Below are 25,103 nucleotides of genomic sequence, written 5' to 3'. Positions count from 1 at the left end.
TGATACCTCAGCGCGCTGATCGCGACCAGATCCGCCGGTGTGACCGCTCAGATGAGTCGATTCGCTCACCGCGCATGACCCGGCGCTTCCGGGCCTCGAACTCCTCGACGCTCAGGGCTCCCGAGGACCGCTGGTCGGCCAGCTGTCGGATCAGGGCGACCCGGTCGACCCCCGGCTTCCGTGGGCCGTCCGGCTCGGAGTCGGCCAGGTCGGCCTTGAGTGCGTCGTACTCCTCGCGCGTGAGCACTCTCATGCTCCGGAGAGCGTTCAGGACCTTCAGCCGGGACCAGGAATCGCTGCCGTCCGTCGGACCGCCCCGACGCGACGGTGCGCCGGTCCGGGCACCGCCCGTGGTCCGTCGTGAGCTGTTGCCGTCCCCACCCCGCTGCCGTACGAGCTGCACGACCCCGACGATCCCGACGACCAGGCCCATCGGAATGAACACCGCAGCCACAATGGATGCGCCGAGCCTCGCGTCCGGTGGCATCGACGGTTGGGTGAGCACCTTGACCAGCAGGGCGGCGCCGCCTCCGGCGAAGCCGACCGTCCACAGGACCTGCCCGGCGCCCGGGCCGGAGAAGTTTTGCTTGCTCACGATTATGCCCAGAATCCACATGATCGCGCCGGCCATCGACAGCCAGAACAAGCCCGTCGAGCCCTCAGGGCAGGGACGCGCGACCACATACGAACCACCCGACGAGCAACTGCCGATGTCGAGCACCTGATTCAACCCGATGCCCAGCAGCACGATGCCGATCAAGCCGGTCACCAGGCTCGCGATCTGACGCGCCACGGTCTTCATCCACGCTCCCAGGGACGATCGAGGCCGCGACTATCGCACGATTCACCGAGGGTGGTGGCATCACGGTGAGCGGCATCCTATCCGGAAGCAGACCTGGCGGCGTCCGGCATGCGCGGCCACCGACAACGCCTCTGTACCCGACCGCACCGGCCCGGTTCATGTCGTACCGACCCGCCCGTGCCGTCGGCACTCTCCGCCTCGCCGGAAGCGGTCGAGGACACCCGGCAATCGTGTCGCCGCCCGGCAAGTCGGGGAGGCCGGCGAGCGGCTACCGGGCGACCGGCCGGCGGGTGAGTACGACCCCCGACGAGGACCAGGCCGACACCGACCAGGATCGCGCCGGTGACGGGCTCGTCCACCACGAGCCACCCGAGCAGTACGGCGACGATCGGAAGCAGGTACGCGACCACGGAGGCGGCGGTGGGACCCTCGTCGCTGATGATGCGGTAGTTCAGCACGTACGCCACGCCGGTGCCGAGCACACCGAGTACGAGCAGGCTGAACACGGCGTCGACCCGCCAGACCGGCGGCTCCAGTCCGGCGAACGGCATGGCCAGGGCGAGTAGTGCGGTGGCCGCGCCGAGCTGGCTAGCCGACAGCACGATCGGACTGATCCCCCGACCGGTCAGGTAGCGTCCCAAGTAGACGTAGCTGACCCCGTAACTGGCGGCGGCGGCGAGGCAGGCCAGGCCACCCCAGCTCGCGATCTCGTTGGCGGACTCCCAGGGCGAGAAGATCACCACGACCCCGACCGTCGAGCGCCTCGCCGCACTCGCCGCCGGTGGCCGGGCGTTGGAGTTCGCCATCGGCACCGGCCGGGTGGCCGTCCCGCTCGCCGGCCGGGGAGTGCCCGTCGCCGGCATCGAGCTGTCCCGCCCGATGCTCGACCAGCTGCGGACGAAGGCGGACGAGGCGACGATCCCCGTGGTCGTCGGCGACATGGCGACCACCGTCGCGCCCGGTGCGTTCTCGCTGGTCTACCTCGTCCTCAACACGATCTCCAACCTGCTCACCCAGGCCGAGCAGGTCGCGTGCTTCCGTAACGCGGCCCGTCACCTCACCCCCGGCTGCCGGTTCGTCATCGAGCTGTGGGTGCCCGAGCTGCGCAAGCTCCCGCCGGGCCAGCAGGCCGTGGTCTGGCACTGCGAGCCCGACTACATCGGCCTGGACACCTACGACGTGCTGCGCCAGCACGTGGTCTCGCACCACTTCCGCTTCGGCGAGGGCCGGCAGGCGACGCTCGGCCGCAGCCCGCACCGCTACATCTGGCCGGCGGAACTGGACCTCATGGCCCAACTGGCCGGGTTCGAGCTGGAGAGCCGGCACGCGGACTGGGACGCCTCCGAGTTCACCGCCGACTCCCGGTCCCACGTCTCGGTCTACCGCCTCCCGACGAGGACCAGGGCGGAATGGTCACCAGGTGCCCTGCGGGGCGCCGGTCAGCGGGCGTCGTAGCGGGCTCGGGCGGCCTCGATCTCGCCCAGGTGCCCGGTCGCCCACGCCTCCAGCCCGGCGACCAGGTCGACCAGGCTGCGGCCAAGGTCGGTCAACTCGTAGTCGACCCGGGGCGGAACGGTGGCGTGCGCGGTACGGCTGACCAGCCCGTCGCGTTCCAGGCCGCGCAGCGTCTGGGTGAGCATCTTCTGGCTGACGCCGTCGATGCGCTGGGCCAGTTCGCCGTAGCGCTTCCCGCCGTGGGCGAGGGTGAGCACGACGAGCACGCTCCATCGGTCGCCGATCCGGTCGAGGACCTGCCGGCTGCCGCAGTTCCGCTGGTAGGGATCCGGTTCCACGTCCTGACTCTCTCTCAGAAAGTAACTCACTTCAAGGTGCCTACTCTCCAACGGGAAGTACGGCGGAAGTCTTCCCGTTGGTTCAGGTGACACACGTCAGACCCGGGATCCCAGAGGAGAAACACCATGTCCATCGTCGTCACCGGTGCCACCGGTCACCTCGGCCGCCTCGCCGTCGAGTCGCTGGTGCGACGCGGCGTCCCGGCCGACCGGGTCGTCGCCCTCGGCCGGAACGTGTCCCGCCTCGCCGACCTCGAAGCGCGCGGCGTGGTGGTGTCGGCGGCCGACTACGACGACCCCGCGTCGCTGCGGACCGCGTTCGCCGGCGCGGAGAAGCTGCTGTTCGTCTCCGGCAGTGAGGTCGGGCGGCGGGGGGCCCAGCACCACAACGTGGTCGCCGCCGCCCGGGAGGCCGGCGTCGGGCTGGTCGCCTACACCAGCATCGTGAAGGCCGACACCTCCGGTCTCCTGCTCGCCGCCGAACACCTGGCCACCGAGCGGGAGCTGGACGCGTCCGGCCTGCCGTACGTGCTGCTGCGCAACGGTTGGTACCTGGAGAACTACACCAGCCAGCTCGCCACGTACCTCCAGCACGGGGTCCTCGGATCCGCCGGCGACGGCCGGGTCAGCGCGGCCGCCCGCGCCGACTATGCCGAGGCCGCCGCCGCCGTGCTGACCGCCGAGGGGCACGCCGGCCGGGTGTACGAGCTGGGCAGCGCGCCGTTCAGCATGACCGACCTGGCCGCCGAGGTGGCCCGGCAGAGTGGGCGGGACGTCGGCTACACCGACCTGCCGGTGGAGAAGTACACCGAGATCCTGGTCGGCGCGGGCGTGCCCGAGCCGTACGCGGCGGTTCTCGCCGACGCCGACCGGGGGCTGTCCCTCGGCGACCTGTACGTCGAGGGCGACGACCTGCGGGCGCTGATCGGTCGGGAACCGACCTCGCTCGCCGAGGCGGTCCGGGCCGCCTTGCCGGCGGCGCGGTAGTGCACCGTGGCCACCTCGTTCCCGCCGACGGGGTGGCCACACCGCCCACTGTGGTGGCGTCGGGACCGGACGTGTTGCCGTCGTTGAGTTTGCCGGCGCGGCGGCATTTGCCGGGGCAGTTCCCGCTACCCCCATTCCCGTCGTTCGGCATCTCTCTATTTATGTCGGTCTCTCGGTCTAGGGTGAAGGTGCATCCTGGCAGGTGGGGGCCGGTGGGCGGGTCGAGGCGATCTTGGGGATTGATGACGAATCACGTACTGCGGCAACATGAGCGGGAAGGTGCACATGGTGAGATGAACGCCGAAATCAGGGGTAGCTATTCGGAGTCGGGGTAGGTACGAACGGTCCGAACCCCCCGATCCCCGGTGTGCCCGTTCCCACGCCCCTTTGCTCGATCGGACCTCTGTGGCACGATCGTGGAACCTCCTCCATCCGTCTTCTCCCCCCCACCCCTGTTGACAGGAGCGCAGTGATGTCTGGTCGGAAGCCCTTCCGGTTCGCCGCAGTCATGGCGCTGATGGCCTTTGCCGTGCTCGCCGCCGGCTTCCTCGGCACCGACAGCGCCGGACCGCAGTCTGATTTCGAGTGGAGTGCCCCGGTGTCGGCGGTCTCCGTCCTCGTCCCCTGAGGTCGTCGAGAGGTCGCTGGTTGGAGGCCCGTTCGAGGCACGAGTAACGAGGGAGCCGGATGACGAGCGCTCGCCCGTCGTCGCGCAGATCGACCGACCAGGCCTGGCTGATCACCGGTCCGCTGGCCCTGTTCGCCGTGGTCTGCTCGGTCGCCCTGGCTCTCGTGTCGGACCCGTCCCCGGGTAACCCGGTACTGACGTTCGCCCTGCTGGTCGTGATGGTCGCCGCCGTCAGCCAGGTACTGCACTTCGTCATCGGCCGGCAGGGACTGACCTTCACCATCAACGAGATCCCGCTCGTTCTCGCCTTCTTCTGGCTGCCGCCGCTGACGGTCGTCGTGCTGAGCGTGGCGGCGGTGCTCGTCGTGCAGTTCAGTCGCCGCACCTCGCCCACCAAGCTGTGGTTCAACGTCGCCAAGGCCGGTGCCTCGATGTCGTTGGCCGGGCTGGTGCTGGTCGCCCTGCCACCGCTGGACGGCGTCGGCCCGCGCACCTGGCTGACCCTGTTCGGCGCGGTCATCCTGAACACGCTGGCCTCCCTGGCGGCGGTCGGTGGCGTCATCAGCCTGATGCACGGCTGGCAGGCCGGGCGGGAGGTGATCCGCACGGCGGGGCCGCCGCTGCTGACGTCGGGGATAAACGTGGTCATCGGCCTGGTGGTCCTGATCACGATCGAGACGAACTGGTGGGCCCTGGTGCTCATCGTGGTGCTGGCCTTCGCGGTGGTGCTGGTCTACCGCTCCTACGCGCAGTTCTTCCGCCAGCACCGCACCCTCGGCGACATGTACGAGCTGACCCGGGCGATGACCACCAGCGGGCAGGACGGCACCCTGGTCGACGTCCTGCTCGCCCGGATCCGCAAGCTCATGCAGGCCGAGTACGCCACTCTCTGGCTGCCCGCCCAGGGGCGGCACTCCGAGGTCATGCTCACCGCGCGGGTGGACGCTCCGGGCCTGCTCGACGTCCCGCCCACCCCGGTGGTGGTGCGGGAGGAGGCCCGCCGGGAGCGGCGCACCCTGGCCTGGGGCGCCCGGCTGGACGGCGACGACCAGCTCGGTGCCGCCCTGCGCGGCACCGGGGTCAAGGACGTCATCGCGGTGCCGCTGCGCTCCGGCCAGGCGGTGATCGGCACGCTCGAGGTGGTCAACCGGCTCAGTGACGCGGGTCACTTCACCCCGGACGACATTCCCGTCTTCGAGACGGTGGCCGCGCACGCCGCGATCGCCCTGGAGAACTCCCGGCTGGTGGACCGGCTCCGGCACGACGCCTACCACGACGGGCTGACGAAGCTGCCGAACCGGCGGCGGATCGCCGACGCGCTCGGCGAGGCGGTCCGGATCCGCGCCCCGGGCGAGGTGGTCGCCGTCCTCCTCTTCGACGTCGACGGGCTGCGCCAGGTCAACGAGTCCCTCGGCCACGTCGCCGGGGACAAGGTCCTCGCCGAGGTCGCCGAGCGGCTGCGCGCGTCGGCCCCGTCCTCGGCCCTGGTCGGTCGGCTCGGCGGAGACGAGTTCCTGCTCACCCTCCGGGTGGAGAGCGCCGAGGCGGCCCTGGAACTGGCCGCCCGGCTGCGCGAGCAGATCCGCGACGAGATGGTCTTCGAGCCGCTCACCCTGGACGTGGACACCGCCGTCGGGGTCGCCGTCCACCCGGACCACGGCAGCGACGCGGCCACCCTGCTGCAACGGGTGGAGCTGGCGGCGACGGCGGCGAAGTCGACGCCGGGCAGCATCCAGCTGTTCAGTCCGGCGCTGGAGTCCCGGTCGCTGCGCCGCCTCGGCATCGCCGGTGACCTGCGGCAGGCCCTCGACGAGGGCGGGGTCGAGGTCTACTACCAGCCGAAGGTAACCCTGCGCGACCGGCGACTGGTCGGGGTGGAGTGCCTGGCCCGCTGGGAGCACCCGGCGCACGGCGCGGTCACGCCGGAGGACTTCGTCGCGGTGGCCGAGCACACCGGTCAGCTCGGCCGGCTCACCGAACTGGTGCTCCGGGAGGGGCTGCGACGCAGCCGGGACTGGACGCACGCCGAGCAGCCGCTCTCCGTCGCGGTCAATCTCTCCGCGCGTACGCTCACCGACCGGCACTTCCCCGACCAGGTACGCGAGCTGCTGGACGAGTACGGTGTGCCGCCGCAGCGCGTCACCTTCGAGATCAGGGAGACCGGGGTGCTGGACGGCACCGACCGCCCCATCCCGACCCTGCGACGCCTGCGCGACCTCGGTGTCCGCCTGTCGGTGGACGACTTCGGCACCGGCTCCTTCTCCCTGGCCTACCTGCGCCGACTGCCGGTGCACGAGGTGAAGGTGGACCGTTCCTTCGTGCAGGGCATGGCGACGGATCCGGGCGACCTGGCGATCGTCAACGCCGTGGTGACCCTCTCCCAGCAGTTCGGCCTGGCCGTGGTGGCCGAGGGGGTGGAGAGCGAGCTGACCCTGGAGCTGCTCCAGGACATCGGTTGCGACATCGGGCAGGGCTTCCTGTTCAGCCGTCCGCTGCCGTACGAGCGGCTGGAGGCGTGGTTCGGGGCCCAGGCGGAGGTCGAGTCGGTGCCCGGCCCGGACGTGCGACGCCTCCGCGTGGTGCCCTGACCTGCGCCGACGCGCGCCACGGCGGGGGAGGGGGGATCCGATTTCACCTCCGGGTATCCGCCGTGTACTGTTACCCCTGCGCGACACCTCCCGGGGTGATCGGGTAGGCCCCCTTAGCTCAGTCGGCAGAGCGTCTCCATGGTAAGGAGAAGGTCTACGGTTCGATTCCGTAAGGGGGCTCAGAGGGTCCGGCTGGACCCGCCTGCGGCGGTGTAGCTCAGATGGCAGAGCAAGCGGCTCATAATCGCTGTGTCGCCGGTTCAAGTCCGGCCACCGCTACTCTCGTCCTCCGGGCCGGTGTCCGGTGGTCGGTGGAACGGGCGCCAATGGCGCCCACTTTGCGTGTCCGCGTAGTCAGCGCATAAGCTGCTACGCCGTAGTTGATCCTTAGCGAGGAAGGCACTCCGCCGTGGCGAAGGCGACCGATGTCCGGCCGAAGATCACTTTGGCGTGTGTGGAGTGCAAGGAGCGCAACTACATCACGCGCAAGAACCGTCGTAACGACCCGGACCGCATCGAGCTGAAGAAGTTCTGCCCCCGGGACGGCAAGCACACCGTCCACCGCGAGACCCGCTGACCCGGCGGCCGCTCCACTCAGCTCCCGACGCCGATCCGGCGCGCAGGGCACGGCATCCGCCGCCCGTGCGTACCGGATCGGCGTTTTTCGTCCGTGTAGGTTCTCGGCATGTCACTGGACCCGTCCTTCGTCGGCCGGAGCTACCCGCCGACCGCCCCCTACCAGGTGGGCCGAGAGAAGATCCGTGAGTTCGCCACGGCGATCGGCGCCACCGACGCCGCGTACCACGACCCGGAGGCCGCCCGGGCCCTCGGTCACCGCGACGTGGTCGCCCCGCCGACCTTCCCGGTGACGATCACCATGGCGGCGAGCCGCCAGATCGTCGACGACCCCGACCTCGGGGTGGACTACAGCCGGGTCGTCCACGGCGACCAGCGGTTCGCCTACACCCGCCCGGTGGTCGCCGGGGACGAGCTGGTCTGCGTCAACCATGTCGAGGCGATCGACAACCGGGGCGGGCACGGCTTCCTGACCATCCGGACCGAGGTCTCCACGGTGGCCGACGAGCCCGTGGTCACCGCCTGGTCGAAGCTCGTCGTACGCGGGGAGGACTGACATGGCCACGGCCACCGACGCGGCGACGGCCCCGATCGAGCTGCCCACCAGGACGTACCGGATCACCCGGGCCGACCTGGTCCGCTACGCGGGTGCCTCCGGCGACTTCAACCCCATCCACTGGAGCGACCGTTTCGCCACCGGCGTGGGGCTGCCCGGGGTGATCGCGCACGGGATGTTCACCATGGCGCTGGTCGGGCGGGCGGTCACCGAGTGGGCCGGCGCGCCGGACGCGGTGGTCGACTACAACGTCCGCTTCACCCGTCCGGTCGTCGTGCCGGACGACGACGAGGGGGCCGAGATCGAGGTCGCCGCGAAGGTGCGGGAGATCACCGAGGACGGGCTGATCCGCCTCGACCTGACCGCCACCTGCGGTGGGGAGAAGATCCTCGCCCAGGCCCGGGCGGTCATCCGGCCACCCCGCTGAGCTGCGTTTCGACCCGCGAGGGGCGGACCGGTTGGGAAAGTGGACCCACTACCCGTACACTGGTCCGCCGTGGGGCAAGTGACCCCTGCACCGTCCTGCGTGTCGGTGCGGGGAGAGCGCGCCGCACAGGGGTGTAGCTCAATTGGCAGAGCAGCGGTCTCCAAAACCGCAGGCTGCAGGTTCAAGTCCTGTCACCCCTGCGCCTCAGGCCTGACCGTCCCGTGGGTCGCGCCGCCTGCCGGCGGCGTTCGGCCCGTGGTGGTGGTATCGGCTGGGTGGCTCCGAGGCATCGGGCCCTTCGGCTGATCCGCCGGCCGCGGCCCGTCGCGGGACGGTTGGTCCGGCCGGCGTGACCAGCGCCGCGCACGTCCGACAACGTGCGACCCGACATCCGCGACGGAGGGCGAAGTGGCCGACAACAAGCGGCGCGGCGAGGACGCCGGCGACGACCGTCTCGACGACGAGGTCGTCGAGAGCGTGGCCGACGACGACGCCACCGACGCCGAGGAGCCGGTATCTCGGGGCGGCACCGCGACCCGGTCGCGGACCAAGGCCGAATCGGCCGACAGCAAGCCGAAGACCAAGTCGGACGACAAGGTCGGATTGTTCGGGCGCATCGCGCGGTTCATCCGCGAGGTCGTGGCCGAACTGCGTAAGGTCATCTGGCCGACCCGCAAGGAGCTGCTGACCTACACCGCGGTGGTGGTCGCGTTCGTGACGGTGGTCACCGCGCTCGTCGTCGGACTCGACTTCGTGTTCGCCAAGGGCGCGCTGCTGGTCTTCGGTGGATCCAGCTGACCAAGCGATAGTGACGGAAGTGAGCGAGCGTGCCTGAGTACGACGAGACCGCCGGACCCGCGGACGAGCAGTCCTCGGTGGTGACGGCGGCGGGTGACGAGTCGGTCGAGGCCGCCAGCGAGCCGGAGTTCGCGCTGACCGAGCCGGAGCCGGAGCCGGAGTTCGACCCGGTTGCCGAGCTGCGCCAGAAGCTGCGTTACGCACCGGGTGACTGGTACGTGGTGCACTCCTACGCGGGCTACGAGAACAAGGTCAAGACCAACCTCGAGACCCGGATCACCAGCCTCGACATGGAGGACTACATCTACCAGGTCGAGGTGCCGACCCGGGAAGAGGTAGAGGTCAAGAACGGCAAGCGCCTCCAGGTCCAGAACAAGGTCTTCCCGGGTTACATCCTGGTCCGGATGGAGCTGACCCCCGAGTCGTACTCCTGCGTCCGCAACACCCCGGGCGTCACCGGTTTCGTGGGGGCGACCGACCGGGCCGACCGGCCGGCCCCGCTCTCCCTCGACGAGGTCCTGAAGTGGCTGGCCCCGGCGGTGGAGACCGAGCAGAAGAAGGCGAAGCCCGAAATCAAGGTCCTCGACTTCGAGGTCGGCGACTCGGTCACCGTCACCGACGGCGCGTTCGCCTCGCTGCCGGCCACGATCAGCGAGATCAACGCCGACCAGCAGAAGCTCAAGGTGCTGGTGTCGATCTTCGGCCGGGAGACCCCGGTGGAGCTCAACTTCAACCAGGTCACCAAGATCTGACGTAGCGTCCGGGGCGGTGGGCGAGGCCCGCCGCCCCGACCCGTACACAGGTCCGGCGGCCCTCGCTGAGGGGTTGCGGCGGCCTGCGCTACCCTTGAATGTCGCTCCCGCCTGTCGTGCTGACCGTGCGCGCATCAAGCGGGACGCGCCAGCATCACTTTTCCCGTTCCAAGCCCCAGGAAGAGACATGCCTCCGAAGAAGAAGCTCGTCAAGACGTTCACGCTTCAGCTGCCGGCGGGCCAGGCCACCCCGGCGCCGCCGGTCGGCCCCGCGCTCGGCCAGCACGGCGTGAACATCATGGAGTTCTGCAAGTCCTACAACGCGCAGACCGAGTCGCAGCGGGGCGACATCGTCCCCGCCCAGATCAGCGTGTACGAGGACCGGACCTTCACCTTCGTGCTGAAGACCCCGCCCGCCGCCCGGCTGCTGATCAAGGCCGCCGGTGTGCAGAAGGGCTCCGGGGTGCCGCAGAAGGACAAGGTCGGCTCGGTCACCCGCGCCCAGCTGCGTGAGATCGCCGAGAAGAAGATGGCCGACCTCAACGCCAACGACCTCGACCAGGCTGAGAAGATCATCGCCGGCACCGCCCGGTCGATGGGCATCGTCGTCAACGACTGACCTCGGCGACCAGACACCAGACCCGTTCGTGGGAGGGCGCGTGACGCACGGCGCCCGCCAGAGACCACAGGAGTAGTCAGAACATGCAGCGCAGCAAGAGCTACCGTAAGGCCGCCGAGGTCATCGACCGGTCGAAGCTGTACAGCCCGGCCGAGGCGGTCAAGCTCGCCAAGGAGACCACCAACGTCAAGTTCGACGCCACGGTCGAGGTCGCCATGCGCCTCGGCGTCGACCCCCGGAAGGCGGACCAGATGGTCCGCGGCACGGTCAACCTGCCGCACGGCACCGGTAAGACCGCCCGCGTGATCGTCTTCGCTGCCGGCGCGAAGGCCGAGGAGGCCGCCGCCGCCGGAGCCGACGAGGTGGGCACCGACGAGCTGGTCGCCCGGATCCAGGAGGGCTGGCTGGACTTCGACGCGGCGATCGCCACCCCGGACCAGATGGCCAAGATCGGTCGGATCGCGCGGATCCTGGGCCCGCGCGGTCTCATGCCGAACCCGAAGACGGGCACGGTGACCATGGACGTCGCCAAGGCCGTCACGGACATCAAGGGCGGCAAGATCGCCTTCCGGGTGGACAAGCACTCGAACCTGCACCTGATCATCGGCAAGGCGTCCTTCTCCGAGACGCAGCTGATCGACAACTACGCGGCCGTCCTCGACGAGGTGCTGCGGGTCAAGCCGTCGGCCGCCAAGGGCAAGTACCTCAAGAAGGTCACCCTCACCACCACGATGGGCCCGGGCGTCCCGGTCGACCCGAACCTGGTGAAGAACCTGAACGAGGCTCCGTCCGAGGGCTGACGAACGGAACAACCCGTCGGGGCGTCGTCACCGTTGGTGGCGGCGCCCCGATCCGTCTCTCCTGTGGCAGGCTCGTCACATGCGGCTGGAGAACGTCTCGGTGCGGTACCACCGGCGGGGGCCGTGGGTGCTGCGACAGGCGGACGCAGAGGTCGGGCCGGGTGAGGTGGCGGTCGTTCTCGGCCGTAACGGGGCTGGCAAGTCCACCCTGCTCCAGGTGACGGCCGGGGTGCTCCGCCCCACCCGGGGACGGGTCGTCGACCGTCCCCGCCACGTCGGCTGGGTGCCGGAGCGGTTCCCCGCCGACCAGCCGTTCACCGTGGCGTACTACCTCACCGCGATGGCCCGGGTGGCCGGGCTCTCCGCCGCCGAGGCGGACCGGGCGGTCGACGAGTGGACGTCCCGCCTGGGCATCGCCGGGTTCCGCCGGGTCCGTCTGGCGGACCTGTCGAAGGGGACGGCGCAGAAGGTCGGCCTGGCGCAGGCGATGCTCCGACCGCCCGGCCTGCTGGTGCTCGACGAACCCTGGGAGGGCCTGGACGCCGCCGCCCGCGACCTGGTGCCGCTGGTGGTCGACGAGGTGCTCGCCGCCGGCGGTCGGGTGCTGGTCAGCGACCACCGCAACGAAACGGTCCGGCTGCCCGGAGCGCGGCGCTGGACGGTCGCCGAGGGCACGGTGACCGAGACCGGGCCGGACGAACCGGAGGACGTGGCGGTGGTCGAGGTGGCGGTGCCCGCCGCGCGGGTCGCCGGCACGGTCGCCCGGCTGCGCGCCGCCGGCCACCAGGTGCTGCGGGTACGCGCCGCCGGGCGGGCCAGGGACGGAGCGACTCCCGGGGTGGGGCCGCGCCCACCGGCGGCCGACGACACCGCGCTCCCGGACGAGGTGGCCCGGTGACCGCGCTGGTCCGGCTCCGGCTGGCCGGGTTCCTGCGTACCGGCCGGGTCCTCGGGCCACTCCTCGCCGGCCTGGTCGTGCTCGGGGTCCTCTACGGCGGCGGTCGCGCCCAGCCGGCGGAGGCGTACGGCGTCTCGGCGGTGGTCCTCTTCCCGGTGCTGGCCTGGCAGGCCAAGCTGCTGCTGGACGTGGAGCCGGACGTGCAGCGTCGAATGGCGGTGGTGGCGGTCGGCAGCCGTCGCCGGGAACAGCTGGCCGGTCTGCTGGCCGCGACCGTGGTGGTGCTCGGCACGGTGACGCTGGCGCTGGTGCTGCCGTGGCCGCTGGGTGGGCTGGCCACTCCGGTGGCCGTCGACGACCGGTCGGTGCCGGTGGGGATCGCGCTCGGGCTCTGGGCCCACCTGCTCGCCGTGCCCGCCGCCGTGGCGCTGGGCGCGCTGGCCAGCCGTGCCTGCGCCGGCAGCACCGGGTACGGCGTCGCGGTGCTCGCGGTCGGTACGGTCGTCGCGCTGGTGTTCGGCCGTTCCGGCTCGGTCCTGCCGTGGCTCGCGCCCCCGGTCCTGCCGACCGCGCGGGCCACCGCGGCGGGGGTGGCGGTGCCGGTGGCGCTCCTGTTGACGGGTTGGGCGGTGCTCTGGAGCAGCGCGGTGCTGGCCGGTTACGCCTGGCGTCGCCGGCTGCGGGGCTGAGGCCACCGGGGTCGTCCCGGGCGGCGCTGCCGTGCCGTCCGGTCGGGTGGTGGCGACCCGGTCGGGGTGACCGGGCACACGTCGGGGTGGATTTGGCGGTGGGGGAGAGGTCGCGTAGTCTTTCGACGTCATCCAATGTAGTTTTGGATGTGGTACCACCCAGAGACCGCTGGTCACCGTGCTCCGGCACGGTCGAAGGTCCCGCGAACGACGGGCGACCCGCGTAGGGCGGCAAGCGAAAATCGGCTCATTGGCACGTGGTCCGCCGACTACGTTCCCGATCGGCCGGCCCTCGCCCCGTGCGCCCTGCGCCGGGGCTTTTCTCGTTACCCGCGATTCCTCCGCCACCACCGACGCCTCCCGGCTTCGTTGGTGACCAGCCTGGCGCAACGAGAGAGGAGGGACATGGCGGACAAGCCGATCCGGGCCGACAAGGCCACGGCCGTCGCCGAGCTGACCGAGCAGTTCCGGGGCGCCGGCGCCACCGTGCTGACCGAGTACCGCGGCCTGACGGTCGCCCAGCTGACCCAGCTGCGGCGCTCGCTGGGCCAGGAGACGACCTACACGGTTGCCAAGAACACGCTGGCCAAGCGCGCTGCGACGGACGCCGGCATCGCCGGCCTCGACGAGCTGTTCACCGGTCCTACCGCGCTGACTTTCGTTTCGGGCGACGTCGTCGAGGCGGCGAAGGGACTTCGCGACTTCGCGAAGGCCAACCCGAAGCTCGTCATCAAGGGCGGTGTCTTCGAGGGCAGGGCCATCTCCGCGGCCGAGGTCACGAAGCTCGCCGACCTGGAGTCCCGTGAGGTGCTGCTGGCCAAGCTGGCCGGCGCGATGAAGGGCAACCTGAGCAAGGCCGCGGCCCTGTTCCAGGCCCCGCTGTCGAAGACCGCCCGTCTGGCGGCTGCTCTGCAGGACAAGCGCGAGAAGGAGGGCGCCGAGCAGGCCTGACGGCCTCCCGGCACCCCGGTTCGATCTTCCGTAGATTAGGAAAGGACGCCAGCTATGGCGAAGCTCAGCACCGACGAGCTGCTCGACGCGTTCAAGGAGATGACGCTGATCGAGCTCTCCGAGTTCGTGAAGCAGTTCGAGGAGACCTTCGAGGTCACCGCCGCAGCCCCGGCCGCGATGATGGTCGCCCAGGGTGGCGGCGGCGGCGCGGCTGCCGAGGCCGAGCCGGAGAAGGACGAGTTCGACGTCGTCCTCGAGGCCGACGGCGGCAAGAAGATCCAGGTCATCAAGGTCGTGCGTGAGCTGACCGGCTTGGGCCTGAAGGAGGCCAAGGACGCCGTCGAGAGCGCTCCGAAGGCCATCCTGGAGAAGGTCAACAAGGAGACGGCCGAGAAGGCCAAGGCCAAGCTCGAGGGCGAGGGCGCCAAGGTCACCCTCAAGTGACCCGAGCCTGCCTCGACGGTGTCCGGCTCACGTGAGCTGAGGCATACGACGGCTGACGACGGGCGGTGATCCCTTGAGGGGGGTCACCGCCCGTCGTCGTCCCGTCACCTGCTGACAGTGCGCGTGAGCTGGGAATTGGCTCTGGCGTCCGGTGACGCAGCGGTGTCGTACGGTCGCACGGCGGTGGGAAAGAGCCCTCCGGAAGGTGATCAGCCCTTGACGCGACCCCGCCCGGACAGGCACGCTGACACCTGCAAGACCTTCCACGCTTGCGACGGCCACGCCCGGGGTAAGGGCAGCGGCGGCACCATGCCGCAGCAACTCGGGTGGTCCAGCGGGAGCGCCGCGTTCCGAGCGGCCCGGTAGACCCCGTTTCGGGGGTCCCGAGGCACGTTCCGCGGCGACCTGCGGGGTGGGCTGGACAGCGGTTAGCCTCTCGGCTACACTGCTAGTTTGCGCTGCCTTCCGATCTCGACCCCTGCTCGGAATGTCCGATTGAGGATATTTCAAGTGGGGTCATTGGAGTGCACGCGTACCAGCCGTTCTGCAGCACCGGTCCTCGGAAGGACGCATCTTGGCAGCTTCCCGCCCTGCGAAGACCAGTCGTACGTCGAGCGCTTTCGCTCCCCGCCGTGTCTCATTCGGCAGGATCACCGAACATCTCGAGGTCCCCAACCTCCTCGCCATCCAGAACGAGTCCTTCGACTGGCTCGTCGGGAACGAGGCCTGGCAGGGCCGGTCGGCTGACGACCCGCACGCACGCTCGGGTCTCGCGGAGATCCTCGAAGAGATCAGTCCCATTGAGGACTTCTCCGGCACCATGTCGCTCTCCTTCTCGGCGCCGCGCTTCGACGAGGTCAAGGCCTCGATCGAGGAGTGCAAGGAGAAGGACCTGACCTACTGCGCGCCGCTCTTCGTGACCGCGGAGTTCACCAACAACACCACCGGCGAGATCAAGAGCCAGACGGTGTTCATGGGTGACTTCCCGATGATGACGCCGAAGGGCACCTTCATCATCAACGGCACCGAGCGCGTCGTGGTCAGCCAGCTCGTCCGCTCGCCGGGCGTCTACTTCGACAAGCAGCCGGACAAGACCTCCGACCGCGACCTCTCCAGCGTCAAGGTGATCCCGAGCCGGGGTGCCTGGCTGGAGTTCGACATCGACAAGCGCGACACCGTCGGCGTCCGGATCGACCGCAAGCGCCGCCAGGCCGTCACCGTCCTGCTCAAGGCGATCGGGTGGTCGGCCGAGCAGATCCGCGAGCGGTTCGGCTGGTCCGAGCTGATGATGACCACCCTGGAGAAGGACCACATCGCCGGCCAGGACGAGGCGCTACTCGACATCTACCGGAAGCTGCGCCCTGGCGAGCCCCCGACCCGGGAGAACGCCCAGACCCTGCTCGACAACCTCTTCTTCAACCCGAAGCGGTACGACGTCGCCAAGGTCGGTCGGTACAAGTTCAACAAGAAGCTCGAACTCAGCGTGCCGATCACCACCGGCACGCTGACCGAGGACGACATCGTCGCCACCGTCGAGTACCTCTGCCGGCTGCACGCCGGTGAGGAGGGCTACGAGGCCGACGACATCGACCACTTCGGCAACCGTCGCCTGCGCACCGTCGGCGAGCTGATCCAGAACCAGGTCCGGGTCGGCCTCTCCCGGATGGAGCGGGTCGTCCGCGAGCGGATGACCACCCAGGACGTCGAGGCGATCACGCCGCAGACCCTGATCAACATCCGCCCGGTGGTGGCGGCGATCAAGGAGTTCTTCGGTACGTCGCAGCTGTCCCAGTTCATGGACCAGACCAACCCGCTGGCGGGCCTGACCCACCGGCGTCGGCTGAGCGCGCTCGGCCCGGGTGGTCTGTCCCGGGAGCGGGCCGGCTTCGAGGTCCGGGACGTGCACCCGTCGCACTACGGTCGGATGTGCCCGATCGAGACGCCGGAAGGCCCGAACATCGGCCTGATCGGCGCGCTCTCCACCTTCGCCCGGGTCAACCCGTTCGGCTTCATCGAGACGCCGTACCGGAAGGTCGTCGACGGTCGGGTCACCGACCAGATCGACTACCTGACCGCGGACGAGGAGGACCGGTTCGTCAAGGCCCAGGCGAACGCGCCGCTGCTGGCAGACGGCACCTTCGCCGAGGACCGGGTCCTGGTCCGCCGTAAGGGTGGCGAGACCGAGGACGTGGCGCCGTCGGCCGTGGACTACATGGACGTCTCGCCGCGTCAGATGACCTCGGTCGCGACCGCGATGATCCCGTTCCTCGAGCACGACGACGCCAACCGGGCCCTGATGGGCGCGAACATGCAGCGGCAGGCCGTGCCGCTGGTCAAGGCGGAGTCGCCGCTGGTCGGCACCGGCATGGAGTACCGTGCCGCAGTCGACGCCGGTGACGTCGTGGTGGCCGAGGTCGGTGGTGTGATCGAGGACCTCTGCGCCGACTACATCACCATCCACCAGGACGACGGCCACCGCCGGACGTATCTGCTGCACAAGTTCCGCCGCTCCAACGCCGGCTCCTGCGTCAACCAGAAGCCGGTGGTCTTCGAGGGCGACCGCGTCGAGGCCGGCCAGGTCATCGCCGACGGTCCGTGCACCGACGAGGGCGAGATGGCGCTCGGGCGCAACCTGCTCGTGGCGTTCATGACCTGGGAGGGCCACAACTACGAGGACGCGATCATCCTGTCGCAGCGTCTCGTGCAGCAGGACGTGCTCACCTCGATCCACATCGAGGAGCACGAGGTCGACGCCCGGGACACCAAGCTCGGCCCGGAGGAGATCACCCGCGACATCCCGAACGTCAGCGAGGAGATGCTCGCCGACCTCGACGAGCGCGGCATCATCCGGATCGGCGCCGAGGTCGTCCCCGGCGACATCCTGGTCGGCAAGGTCACCCCGAAGGGTGAGACCGAGCTGACCCCGGAGGAGCGGCTGCTCCGCGCGATCTTCGGCGAGAAGGCGCGTGAGGTCCGGGACACCTCGCTGAAGGTGCCGCACGGCGAGACCGGCACGGTCATCGGCGTACGGACCTTCTCCCGCGAGGACGGCGACGAGCTGCCGCCGGGCGTCAACGAGCTGGTCCGGGTCTACGTCGCCCAGAAGCGGAAGATCCAGGACGGTGACAAGCTCGCCGGCCGGCACGGCAACAAGGGCGTCATCTCCAAGATCCTGCCGGTCGAGGACATGCCGTTCCTGGAGGACGGCACCCCGGTCGACATCGTGCTCAACCCGCTCGGCGTGCCGGGCCGGATGAACATCGGCCAGGTCCTGGAGACGCACCTCGGCTGGGTCGCCAAGACCGGCTGGAACGTCGAGGGCGACGACGCCGACTGGAAGCGGGCGCTGCGTTCGATCGAGGCCGCCGAGGCCGAGCCGGACACCAACGTGGCCACTCCGGTCTTCGACGGTGCCCGCGAGGAGGAGATCTCCGGTCTGCTCGCGTCGACCCTGCCCAACCGGGACGGCAAGCAGCTCATCGGCTCCAGCGGCAAGGCGCAGCTGTTCGACGGTCGCTCCGGCGAGCCGCTGCCCGACCCGATCGCGGTGGGCTACATCTACATCCTGAAGCTGAACCACCTGGTCGACGACAAGATCCACGCCCGGTCGACCGGTCCGTACTCGATGATCACGCAGCAGCCGCTGGGTGGTAAGGCGCAGTTCGGTGGCCAGCGGTTCGGCGAGATGGAGTGCTGGGCCATGCAGGCCTACGGCGCGGCGTACGCGCTCCAGGAGCTGCTGACCATCAAGTCCGACGACGTCCTGGGCCGGGTGAAGGTCTACGAGGCGATCGTCAAGGGCGAGAACATCCCCGAACCGGGCATCCCCGAGTCGTTCAAGGTGTTGCTCAAGGAGCTCCAGTCGCTCTGTCTCAACGTCGAAGTGCTCTCCAGCGACGGTGTCGCCCTGGAGATGCGCGAGACCGACGACGAGGTGTTCCGCGCGGCGGAGGAACTCGGCATCGACCTCTCCCGCCGGCCCAACGAGGGTGTGAGCAGCGTCGACGAAGTCTGATCGGGCCGGGTGCGGCGGCGCGCGACACCATCGCCGCCGCACCCGCTCCCGCCGAACCATCAACCGAGCTGACTTGATGTGAGGGATAACCAAGTGCTCGACGTCAACTTCTTCGACGAGCTGCGCATCGGCCTCGCCACCGCCGACGACATCCGTCAGTGGTCCCACGGCGAGGTCAAGAAGCCTGAGACGATCAACTACCGCACCCTGAAGCCGGAGAAGGACGGGCTCTTCTGCGAGAAGATCTTCGGTCCGCAACGGGACTGGGAGTGCTACTGCGGCAAGTACAAGCGGGTCCGGTTCAAGGGCATCATCTGTGAGCGCTGCGGCGTCGAGGTGACCCGCTCCAAGGTGCGTCGTGAGCGCATGGGGCACATCGAGCTGGCCGCCCCGGTGACCCACATCTGGTACTTCAAGGGCGTGCCGAGCCGGCTGGGCTACCTGCTGGACCTCGCCCCCAAGGACCTCGAAAAGATCATCTACTTCGCCTCGTACGTGGTGACGAGCGTGGACGCCGAGTCGCGTCACCGTGACCTCTCCACCATCGAGAACGAGATCCTCGCCGAGAAGCGGCAGGCCGAGAACAGCCGCGACTCGGAGATCGAGAAGCGGGCCGCCAAGCTCGAGGCCGACCTGGCCGAGCTGGAGGCCGAGGGTGCCAAGGCGGACGTCCGGCGCAAGGTCAAGGAGGGCGGAGAGCGCGAGATGCGCCAGATCCGCGACCGGGCCCAGCGCGAGATCGACCGCCTGGACGAGGTGCTCGACACCTTCCGCAAGCTGGAGCCGAAGCAGCTGGTCACCGACGAGCTGCTCTACCGCGAGCTGCGGGACCGGTTCGGCGAGTACTTCACCGGTGGCATGGGTGCCGAGGCGATCAAGGCGCTGGTCCAGAACATGGACCTCGACGCCGAGGCGGAGAACCTCCGCGAGATCATCCGTTCCGGCAAGGGGCAGCGGAAGATCCGGGCGCTCAAGCGGCTCAAGGTCGTCGCCGCGTTCCTGAACACCCGCAACTCGCCGCTCGGCATGGTGCTCGACTGCGTCCCGGTGATCCCGCCGGACCTGCGTCCGATGGTGCAGCTCGACGGTGGCCGCTTCGCGACCTCCGACCTGAACGACCTGTACCGTCGGGTGATCAACCGGAACAACCGCCTCAAGCGGCTGATCGACCTCGGCGCTCCCGAGATCATCGTCAACAACGAGAAGCGGATGCTCCAGGAGGCCGTCGACGCGCTCTTCGACAACGGCCGTCGTGGCCGTCCGGTCACCGGGCCGGGTAACCGGCCGCTGAAGTCGCTCTCCGACATGCTCAAGGGCAAGCAGGGCCGGTTCCGGCAGAACCTGCTCGGCAAGCGGGTCGACTACTCCGGCCGTTCCGTCATCGTCGTGGGCCCGAAGCTGAAGCTGCACCAGTGCGGCCTGCCCAAGCAGATGGCGCTGGAGCTGTTCAAGCCGTTCGTGATGAAGCGGCTGGTCGACCTCAACCACGCGCAGAACATCAAGTCCGCCAAGCGGATGGTCGAGCGGCAGCGCCCGGTCGTGTGGGACGTGCTGGAAGAGGTCATCGGCGAGCACCCGGTGCTGCTCAACCGGGCGCCCACCCTGCACCGGCTGGGCATCCAGGCGTTCGAGCCGCAGCTGGTCGAGGGCAAGGCGATCCAGATCCACCCGCTGGTCTGCACCGCCTTCAACGCCGACTTCGACGGTGACCAGATGGCGGTGCACGTGCCGCTCTCCGCCGAGGCGCAGGCCGAGGCGCGGATCCTGATGCTGTCGTCGAACAACATCCTCAAGCCGGCCGACGGCAAGCCGGTGACCATGCCCACCCAGGACATGATCATCGGTCTGTACCACCTCACCCACTACACCCCGGGTGGCAAGGGCGAGGGCCGGGCGTTCAGCTCGGACGCCGAGGCGCGGATGGCCTTCGACAACGGCGAGCTGCACCTCCAGTCGCCGGTGCGGATCCGGCTGCGCGGGATCACCGGTGTCGACAACGGCGCCGGGGCCGAGCCGTGGGTCGCGCCGGAGGGCTGGGTCGAGGGCGAGCCGCTCATCGTCGACACCACCCTCGGTCGGGTGCTGTTCAACGAGACCATGCCGGTCGGCTACCGCTTCGTGAACTACGAGGTGCGCAAGGGGCAGCTCTCCGCGATCGTCAACGACCTCGCCGAGCGGTTCCCGAAGGTGGCCCTCGCCGCCACCCTCGACGGGCTCAAGGAGGCCGGTTTCCACTGGGCCACCTGGTCCGGCGTGACCATCGGCATGGAGGACGTCGTCACCCCGCCGAGCAAGCGGGAGATCCTGGCCCGGTACGAGAAGGAAGCCGACCGGATCGACAAGCAGTACCAGCGTGGTCTCATGACCGGTGAGGAGCGCCGCGGCGAGCTCATCGAGATCTGGACCAAGGCCACCAACGAGGTCGCCAAGAACCTGGAGACCTCGCTGCCCCGGGAGAACCCGCTGTGGAAGATGATCCACTCGGGCGCCCGCGGTAACCTGCTCCAGCTCCGGCAGATCGCCGCGATCCGGGGCCTGGTGGCCAACCCGAAGGGCGAGATCATCCCCCGGCCGATCAAGTCGAGCTACCGGGAGGGTCTGTCCGTACTGGAGTACTTCATCTCCACGCACGGCGCCCGGAAGGGTCTCGCGGACACCGCGCTGCGGACCGCCGACTCGGGTTACCTGACCCGTCGTCTGGTGGACGTGTCGCAGGACGTCATCATCCGCGAGGAGGACTGCGGCACCGACCGGGCGATCCCGATGCAGATCGGCGAGCGGATCGACGGCAAGCTGGTGGTGCACGAGCACGCCGAGACCGGCGTGCACGCCCGGACCCTGGCCGACGACATCAAGGGGCCGGACGGCACCATCGTCGTCGAGCGGGGCGCGGACCTGAACTCGATCCTGGTCGACAAGATCGTCGCGGCCGGGGTGGAGCAGGTCCGGGTGCGCAGCGTACTGACCTGCGAGTCGAAGCTGGGCGTCTGCGGTGCCTGCTACGGCCGCTCGCTGCCGACCGGCAAGACCGTGGACATCGGCGAGGCCGTCGGCATCATCGCCGCGCAGTCCATCGGTGAGCCGGGTACGCAGCTCACGATGCGTACCTTCCACACCGGTGGTGTCGCGGGTGAGGACATCACCCAGGGTCTGCCGCGTGTCACGGAGATCTTCGAGGCCCGGGTCCCGAAGGGCAAGGCGCCGATCGCCGACACCCCCGGCCGGATCCGGATCGAGGACGGCGAGCGCTCGCGGAAGATCATCGTGGTGCCGGACGACGGCAGCGACGAGATCGTCTACGACAAGATCTCGAAGCGGGTCCGGCTGCGTCCGGGCGTGCACGACGGGGCGCACGTCGAGGTCGGCGAGAAGCTCACCGAGGGCACCATCGACCCGCACGAGCTGCTGCGCATCCTCGGCCCGCGTGCGGTCCAGGTCCACCTGACCCAGGAGGTCCAGGAGGTCTACCGCTCGCAGGGTGTGCTCATCCACGACAAGCACATCGAGATCATCATCCGCCAGATGCTCAAGCGGGTGACGGTCATCGACTCCGGCTCGACCGAGTTCCTGCCGGGTGTGCTGGTCGACCGGGCGCTGTTCGAGTCGGAGAACCGCCGACTCGTCTCCGAGGGCGGCGAGCCCGCCGCGGGCCGTCCGGTGCTGATGGGTATCACCAAGGCGTCGCTGGCCACCGACTCGTGGCTGTCGGCGGCCTCCTTCCAGGAGACCACCCGGGTGCTGACGGACGCGGCGATCCACGCCCGCAGCGACTCGCTGATCGGCCTGAAGGAGAACGTGATCATCGGTAAGCTCATCCCGGCCGGTACGGGCATCAGCAAGTACCGCAACGTCCGGGTCGAGCCGACCGAGGAGGCGAAGGCCAAGGTCTACTCGATGACCGGCTACCCGGAGACCGACTACGGCTTCGGTCCGGCCAGCGGCCAGGCGGTGCCGCTGGACGACTTCGACTTCGGGTCGTACCGCTAAGTAGTGCCCTGACGAGGCCCCCGGCAGCGCGCCGGGGGCCTCGTCGCGTGTCGGGCTCGGCCCTCCGCCGACACCCCGACGGCCGGGCCGGGGCATGATGGAGGGCATGACGACGGCGCCCGGGCAGCCACCCGCCGTGCGTCAGGGCCTGCGCCATCCGCTCGACCCTGACCCGGCCCGCTCGACGAAGGCCCAGGCGGTCTTCGCCCTCGGGCTGGTCGCCGCGCTCACCGGTCTCTTCGTCGGGGGTGTCGTACCGGCGACCGTGGCGCTCCAGCTCTCCCGGCAGGCGCGCCGCGAGGCGTACGCCTCGGGGGGTTTCCTGACCGGCGCGGCCTGGCTGCGCCAGGGGGAGCGGCTGGCCTGGATCGGTCTGGGTCTGGCCACGGTCACCGTGGTGCTCGCCGTGGTGTACGGCGTGGTCCGGCTCGCGGAGGCGCCCTACACCCAGGACTTCGCCCCGGACGTCAACTGACCCGGCCGTGCCGGGCGGTAGCCTGACCCCGGTGCCCGCCGCGCGGCGGTGGCCGGCGCCCGTCGACAGGAGGACCCATTGACCGAACCGGTGCGGCGTGCGGACGCCCCGGCGCAGCCGGCGGTGCCCCCGGAGCCTGGCCAGTTCACCAGCCCGGCACCGCCCTTGGCAGCCCCGGCTCCGTTCCCGGCCCCGCCCCCGTTCCCGGCACCGGCACCGGAGCCGGCATCGCCGGCCGGCGCCGCGGCGACGACCGCCACCCAGCCGACGGGCTCGCCGACTCCGACCGGCCAGCCCACGACAAGCGCCGGCCCGTCGGAGTCGCCCACCGCGCAGCCGGGGGCGCCCGCCGGTCCGTCGGAGTCACCCGTCGCGCACCCGGCGACCGCGGGTCGGCCGCCGCAGCCGCCCGCGCCGGGATCGGTGCTCCCGGCACCGGGCCCGGGGGGCGGGGGACCGGTCCTGCCGCCGGGTCACGGTGGCCTTCCGCTGCGGCCCGACGGCAGGCCCGTGCCGCCTCCGCCCCGGGAGGCGGTGCTGCCGCCGAAGCGGATCGACCCCGTCCCCGGTACGCCGTTCGGCGTGGCGCACCTGGAGGTGCCGCCGATCACCTCGGGTCTCGCGGTGGGCTCGCTGGTCGCCGGCATCATCTCGGTTCTGGTCTCCCTGGTGGTCGGCTGCTTCGGCCTGGCCGGTGCCGCCGCGGGCTGGGGGGCCTGGGCGGCCGGAGCGTTCACCCTGCTGGGCGTCCTCACCGGGGCCGGTGCGGTGGTGGCCGGCCTGCTCGGCACCCGGCAGATCCGCCGGCCGGCGGTGCCGCCGGCGGTCCGGTTCACCGGTCGGGGACTGGCCGTCGCGGGGATCAGCTGCGGTGCGACCGGGTTGGCGCTCTGCCTGCTCGGGCTGGGGGCGGCGGTGCTCGTCCAGTTCGCCTGAGGCTGGCCCGGGGTCGCCGGGCCGGGACACGGGGTAGCCGTTACACTTGTAACCCGTAGCTGTCCGACGCGGACGGGCAGGTCGATCGGGAGCCGGGAGAGCGGGTTACACATTCCTACCGGACCACCCCGTTTTGACCTGCACGCTTGTGGTAGGTAGTCTTCCCCCTTGTGCCCGGCCATCCCGGGCGACTCGTGTGTGCGCTGGATCCGGCGACTCGGTCGTCGAACAGCATCACCACACAGCCACAACACCTGGCGAGCGGGCGACCGTGTGCCAGGGACACACCCGGTGCGGCGTACGCGTCGGCACCGGAAACCGTGAGCTGGGCGACACGCCCGACCGCGGGTGCCGGGACCTCCGTGAGGTGGCCCTGGTCGGAATGTAGGAGAGTCGTCCATCAGGGCGGCTACGAGCAGACGGCGCGGCCGCGTGAAGCGGCCGAAGGGAGCGGAGAAACCCGGTGCCCACGATCCAGCAGCTGGTCCGCAAGGGCCGCCAGGCCAAGACGAGTAAGACCAAGACCCCGGCGCTGAAGGGTTCCCCCCAGCGTCGTGGCGTGTGCACCCGCGTGTACACCACCACCCCCAAGAAGCCGAACTCGGCGCTGCGCAAGGTCGCTCGTGTCAAGCTCAGCAGCCAGATCGAGGTGACCGCCTACATCCCGGGCGTGGGTCACAACCTGCAGGAGCACTCGATCGTGCTCGTCCGTGGTGGCCGGGTGAAGGACCTCCCCGGCGTGCGGTACAAGATCGTTCGCGGTTCGCTGGACACCCAGGGCGTCCGGAAGCGCAAGCAGGCGCGCAGCCGCTACGGCGCGAAGAAGGAGAAGAGCTGAGATGCCGCGTAAGGGACCCGCTCCGCGGCGACCGCTGGTCGCTGACCCGGTGTACAACTCGCCGCTGGTCACCCAGCTCGTGAACAAGATCCTGCTGCGCGGCAAGCGCCAGCTCGCCGAGCGCATCGTGTACGCGGCCCTGGAGGGCTGCCGCGAGAAGTCCGGCACCGACCCCGTCGTCACCCTCAAGCGGGCGATGGACAACGTCAAGCCGACCCTCGAGGTGCGCAGCCGTCGGGTCGGTGGCGCCACCTACCAGGTCCCGGTGGAGGTGCGGCCGGCGCGGGCGACCACGCTCGGGCTGCGCTGGCTGGTGACCTACTCCCGCGCGCGGCGTGAGAAGACCATGGTCGAGCGGCTGATGAACGAGCTGCTGGACGCCAGCAACGGCCTCGGCGCCGCTGTCAAGCGGCGTGAGGACACGCACAAGATGGCCGAGTCCAACAAGGCCTTCGCGCACTACCGCTGGTAACACATCGGGTTCCGGTGCCCTCCGGGGCACCGGAACCGCCACCAGTTGAGTCGAGACGACGATAAGTAGGGA

24 protein-coding genes and 3 tRNA genes are annotated in these 25,103 nt (G+C 70.0%); 24 read left to right on the top strand and 3 right to left on the bottom strand.

The window, feature by feature from the left end; translation table 11 throughout:
* Positions 1-7 precede the first annotated feature (7 nt).
* Both GA0074694_RS02885 and GA0074694_RS02880 read right to left on the bottom strand, forming a co-directional pair.
* Complete coding sequence (locus GA0074694_RS02885) at positions 8-802, bottom strand: SHOCT domain-containing protein (protein WP_091452005.1); 795 nt, start codon at positions 800-802, stop codon at positions 8-10.
* A 77-nt stretch (positions 803-879) separates the two neighbouring features.
* Complete coding sequence (locus GA0074694_RS02880; RefSeq protein ID WP_176737756.1) at positions 880-1,545, bottom strand: DMT family transporter; 666 nt, start codon at positions 1,543-1,545, stop codon at positions 880-882.
* Here GA0074694_RS02880 and GA0074694_RS02875 point away from each other — a divergent pair.
* Positions 1,514-2,257, top strand: a complete 744-nt coding sequence (locus GA0074694_RS02875; RefSeq protein WP_245714520.1) for a class I SAM-dependent methyltransferase — start codon at positions 1,514-1,516, stop codon at positions 2,255-2,257. The two genes, GA0074694_RS02880 and GA0074694_RS02875, sit on opposite strands and share 32 nt — an antisense overlap.
* Here GA0074694_RS02875 and GA0074694_RS02870 read toward each other — a convergent pair.
* Positions 2,242-2,595 (bottom strand): winged helix-turn-helix transcriptional regulator, encoded by a 354-nt coding sequence (locus tag GA0074694_RS02870; protein WP_091451998.1) that lies wholly within the window; start codon positions 2,593-2,595, stop codon positions 2,242-2,244. The genes GA0074694_RS02875 and GA0074694_RS02870 overlap by 16 nt on opposite strands.
* 126 nt (positions 2,596-2,721) lie before the next feature.
* Between GA0074694_RS02870 and GA0074694_RS02865 the strand changes: the two genes are divergently transcribed.
* The 23 genes from GA0074694_RS02865 (at position 2,722) to rpsG (ending at position 25,031) form a co-directional block, all read left to right on the top strand.
* A complete protein-coding gene (locus GA0074694_RS02865) occupies positions 2,722-3,582 on the top strand; it encodes an SDR family oxidoreductase (RefSeq protein WP_091451994.1) in 861 nt (286 codons plus the stop codon).
* Positions 3,583-4,054: 472 nt separating this feature from the next.
* Entirely contained in the window at positions 4,055-4,210 is a 156-nt protein-coding gene (locus tag GA0074694_RS31350) for a hypothetical protein (protein ID WP_176737755.1), read from the top strand.
* 59 nt (positions 4,211-4,269) lie between these two features.
* Positions 4,270-6,798: a putative bifunctional diguanylate cyclase/phosphodiesterase gene (locus tag GA0074694_RS02860; RefSeq protein WP_091451991.1), complete on the top strand. Its 2,529-nt coding sequence runs from the start codon at positions 4,270-4,272 to the stop codon at positions 6,796-6,798.
* Positions 6,799-6,905: 107 nt separating this feature from the next.
* Positions 6,906-6,978: transfer RNA gene (locus GA0074694_RS02855), tRNA-Thr, on the top strand.
* Positions 6,979-7,004: 26 nt separating this feature from the next.
* Positions 7,005-7,077 (top strand) — tRNA-Met (locus GA0074694_RS02850).
* 130 nt (positions 7,078-7,207) lie between these two features.
* Positions 7,208-7,375, top strand: coding sequence for a 50S ribosomal protein L33 (gene rpmG, locus GA0074694_RS02845; protein WP_013288652.1), 168 nt, complete (start codon positions 7,208-7,210; stop codon positions 7,373-7,375).
* 108 nt (positions 7,376-7,483) lie between these two features.
* Positions 7,484-7,930 (top strand): MaoC family dehydratase N-terminal domain-containing protein, encoded by a 447-nt coding sequence (locus tag GA0074694_RS02840; protein WP_091451988.1) that lies wholly within the window; start codon positions 7,484-7,486, stop codon positions 7,928-7,930.
* A gap of 34 nt (positions 7,931-7,964) precedes the next feature.
* On the top strand, positions 7,965-8,357 hold the full coding sequence (locus GA0074694_RS02835) for a MaoC family dehydratase (RefSeq protein ID WP_091458550.1): 393 nt from the start codon (positions 7,965-7,967) through the stop codon (positions 8,355-8,357).
* 127 nt (positions 8,358-8,484) lie between these two features.
* Positions 8,485-8,557 (top strand) — tRNA-Trp (locus GA0074694_RS02830).
* A gap of 208 nt (positions 8,558-8,765) precedes the next feature.
* Positions 8,766-9,155: a preprotein translocase subunit SecE gene (secE, locus tag GA0074694_RS02825; protein WP_091451984.1), complete on the top strand. Its 390-nt coding sequence runs from the start codon at positions 8,766-8,768 to the stop codon at positions 9,153-9,155.
* 29 nt (positions 9,156-9,184) lie between these two features.
* Positions 9,185-9,907 carry a transcription termination/antitermination protein NusG gene (gene nusG, locus GA0074694_RS02820; protein WP_091451980.1) on the top strand — a complete coding sequence of 241 codons (723 nt, stop codon included), beginning with the start codon at positions 9,185-9,187 and terminating at the stop codon, positions 9,905-9,907.
* Between the two features lie 187 nt (positions 9,908-10,094).
* Positions 10,095-10,526 (top strand): 50S ribosomal protein L11, encoded by a 432-nt coding sequence (gene rplK / locus GA0074694_RS02815; protein ID WP_091451977.1) that lies wholly within the window; start codon positions 10,095-10,097, stop codon positions 10,524-10,526.
* Between the two features lie 83 nt (positions 10,527-10,609).
* Positions 10,610-11,326, top strand: a complete 717-nt coding sequence (rplA, locus tag GA0074694_RS02810; protein WP_091451974.1) for a 50S ribosomal protein L1 — start codon at positions 10,610-10,612, stop codon at positions 11,324-11,326.
* Between the two features lie 79 nt (positions 11,327-11,405).
* Complete coding sequence (locus tag GA0074694_RS02805; RefSeq protein WP_091451971.1) at positions 11,406-12,224, top strand: ATP-binding cassette domain-containing protein; 819 nt, start codon at positions 11,406-11,408, stop codon at positions 12,222-12,224.
* On the top strand, positions 12,221-12,913 hold the full coding sequence (locus GA0074694_RS02800; RefSeq protein WP_091451969.1) for a hypothetical protein: 693 nt from the start codon (positions 12,221-12,223) through the stop codon (positions 12,911-12,913). The genes GA0074694_RS02805 and GA0074694_RS02800 overlap by 4 nt, the downstream gene beginning before the upstream one ends.
* Before the next feature lie 405 nt (positions 12,914-13,318).
* Complete coding sequence (gene rplJ, locus GA0074694_RS02795; RefSeq protein ID WP_091451966.1) at positions 13,319-13,864, top strand: 50S ribosomal protein L10; 546 nt, start codon at positions 13,319-13,321, stop codon at positions 13,862-13,864.
* Positions 13,865-13,918: 54 nt separating this feature from the next.
* Positions 13,919-14,308 (top strand): 50S ribosomal protein L7/L12, encoded by a 390-nt coding sequence (gene rplL, locus GA0074694_RS02790; protein WP_091451963.1) that lies wholly within the window; start codon positions 13,919-13,921, stop codon positions 14,306-14,308.
* Positions 14,309-14,882: 574 nt separating this feature from the next.
* Complete coding sequence (rpoB, locus tag GA0074694_RS02785; protein ID WP_091451960.1) at positions 14,883-18,323, top strand: DNA-directed RNA polymerase subunit beta; 3,441 nt, start codon at positions 14,883-14,885, stop codon at positions 18,321-18,323.
* A gap of 93 nt (positions 18,324-18,416) precedes the next feature.
* Positions 18,417-22,310: a DNA-directed RNA polymerase subunit beta' gene (locus GA0074694_RS02780; protein ID WP_091451957.1), complete on the top strand. Its 3,894-nt coding sequence runs from the start codon at positions 18,417-18,419 to the stop codon at positions 22,308-22,310.
* A gap of 106 nt (positions 22,311-22,416) precedes the next feature.
* On the top strand, positions 22,417-22,785 hold the full coding sequence (locus tag GA0074694_RS02775; protein WP_091451955.1) for a hypothetical protein: 369 nt from the start codon (positions 22,417-22,419) through the stop codon (positions 22,783-22,785).
* A gap of 510 nt (positions 22,786-23,295) precedes the next feature.
* Positions 23,296-23,721 carry a hypothetical protein gene (locus GA0074694_RS02770; protein ID WP_091458548.1) on the top strand — a complete coding sequence of 142 codons (426 nt, stop codon included), beginning with the start codon at positions 23,296-23,298 and terminating at the stop codon, positions 23,719-23,721.
* A gap of 463 nt (positions 23,722-24,184) precedes the next feature.
* Entirely contained in the window at positions 24,185-24,559 is a 375-nt protein-coding gene (rpsL, locus tag GA0074694_RS02765; protein ID WP_091451951.1) for a 30S ribosomal protein S12, read from the top strand.
* Between the two features lies 1 nt (position 24,560).
* A complete protein-coding gene (rpsG, locus tag GA0074694_RS02760; protein WP_046567226.1) occupies positions 24,561-25,031 on the top strand; it encodes a 30S ribosomal protein S7 in 471 nt (156 codons plus the stop codon).
* Positions 25,032-25,103 lie beyond the last annotated feature (72 nt).

Source organism: Micromonospora inyonensis (assembly GCF_900091415.1).
In the GTDB taxonomy this organism is placed as follows: domain Bacteria; phylum Actinomycetota; class Actinomycetes; order Mycobacteriales; family Micromonosporaceae; genus Micromonospora; species Micromonospora inyonensis.
This window is presented reverse-complemented; position numbering and strand designations above follow the sequence as displayed.

What these genes read in the sequence shown, in the direction of transcription:
- rplK (WP_091451977.1), top strand. Translation starts at nt 10,095, where the DNA reads ATGCCTCCGAAGAAGAAGCTCGTCAAGACGTTCACGCTTCAGCTGCCG.
- GA0074694_RS02775 (WP_091451955.1), top strand. Translation starts at nt 22,417, where the DNA reads ATGACGACGGCGCCCGGGCAGCCACCCGCCGTGCGTCAGGGCCTGCGC.
- GA0074694_RS02840 (WP_091451988.1), top strand. Translation starts at nt 7,484, where the DNA reads ATGTCACTGGACCCGTCCTTCGTCGGCCGGAGCTACCCGCCGACCGCC.
- rplL (WP_091451963.1), top strand. Translation starts at nt 13,919, where the DNA reads ATGGCGAAGCTCAGCACCGACGAGCTGCTCGACGCGTTCAAGGAGATG.
- GA0074694_RS02885 (WP_091452005.1), bottom strand. Translation starts at nt 802, where the DNA reads ATGAAGACCGTGGCGCGTCAGATCGCGAGCCTGGTGACCGGCTTGATC.
- GA0074694_RS31350 (WP_176737755.1), top strand. Translation starts at nt 4,055, where the DNA reads ATGTCTGGTCGGAAGCCCTTCCGGTTCGCCGCAGTCATGGCGCTGATG.
- GA0074694_RS02865 (WP_091451994.1), top strand. Translation starts at nt 2,722, where the DNA reads ATGTCCATCGTCGTCACCGGTGCCACCGGTCACCTCGGCCGCCTCGCC.
- rplA (WP_091451974.1), top strand. Translation starts at nt 10,610, where the DNA reads ATGCAGCGCAGCAAGAGCTACCGTAAGGCCGCCGAGGTCATCGACCGG.
- GA0074694_RS02860 (WP_091451991.1), top strand. Translation starts at nt 4,270, where the DNA reads ATGACGAGCGCTCGCCCGTCGTCGCGCAGATCGACCGACCAGGCCTGG.
- rplJ (WP_091451966.1), top strand. Translation starts at nt 13,319, where the DNA reads ATGGCGGACAAGCCGATCCGGGCCGACAAGGCCACGGCCGTCGCCGAG.
- rpsG (WP_046567226.1), top strand. Translation starts at nt 24,561, where the DNA reads ATGCCGCGTAAGGGACCCGCTCCGCGGCGACCGCTGGTCGCTGACCCG.
- GA0074694_RS02805 (WP_091451971.1), top strand. Translation starts at nt 11,406, where the DNA reads ATGCGGCTGGAGAACGTCTCGGTGCGGTACCACCGGCGGGGGCCGTGG.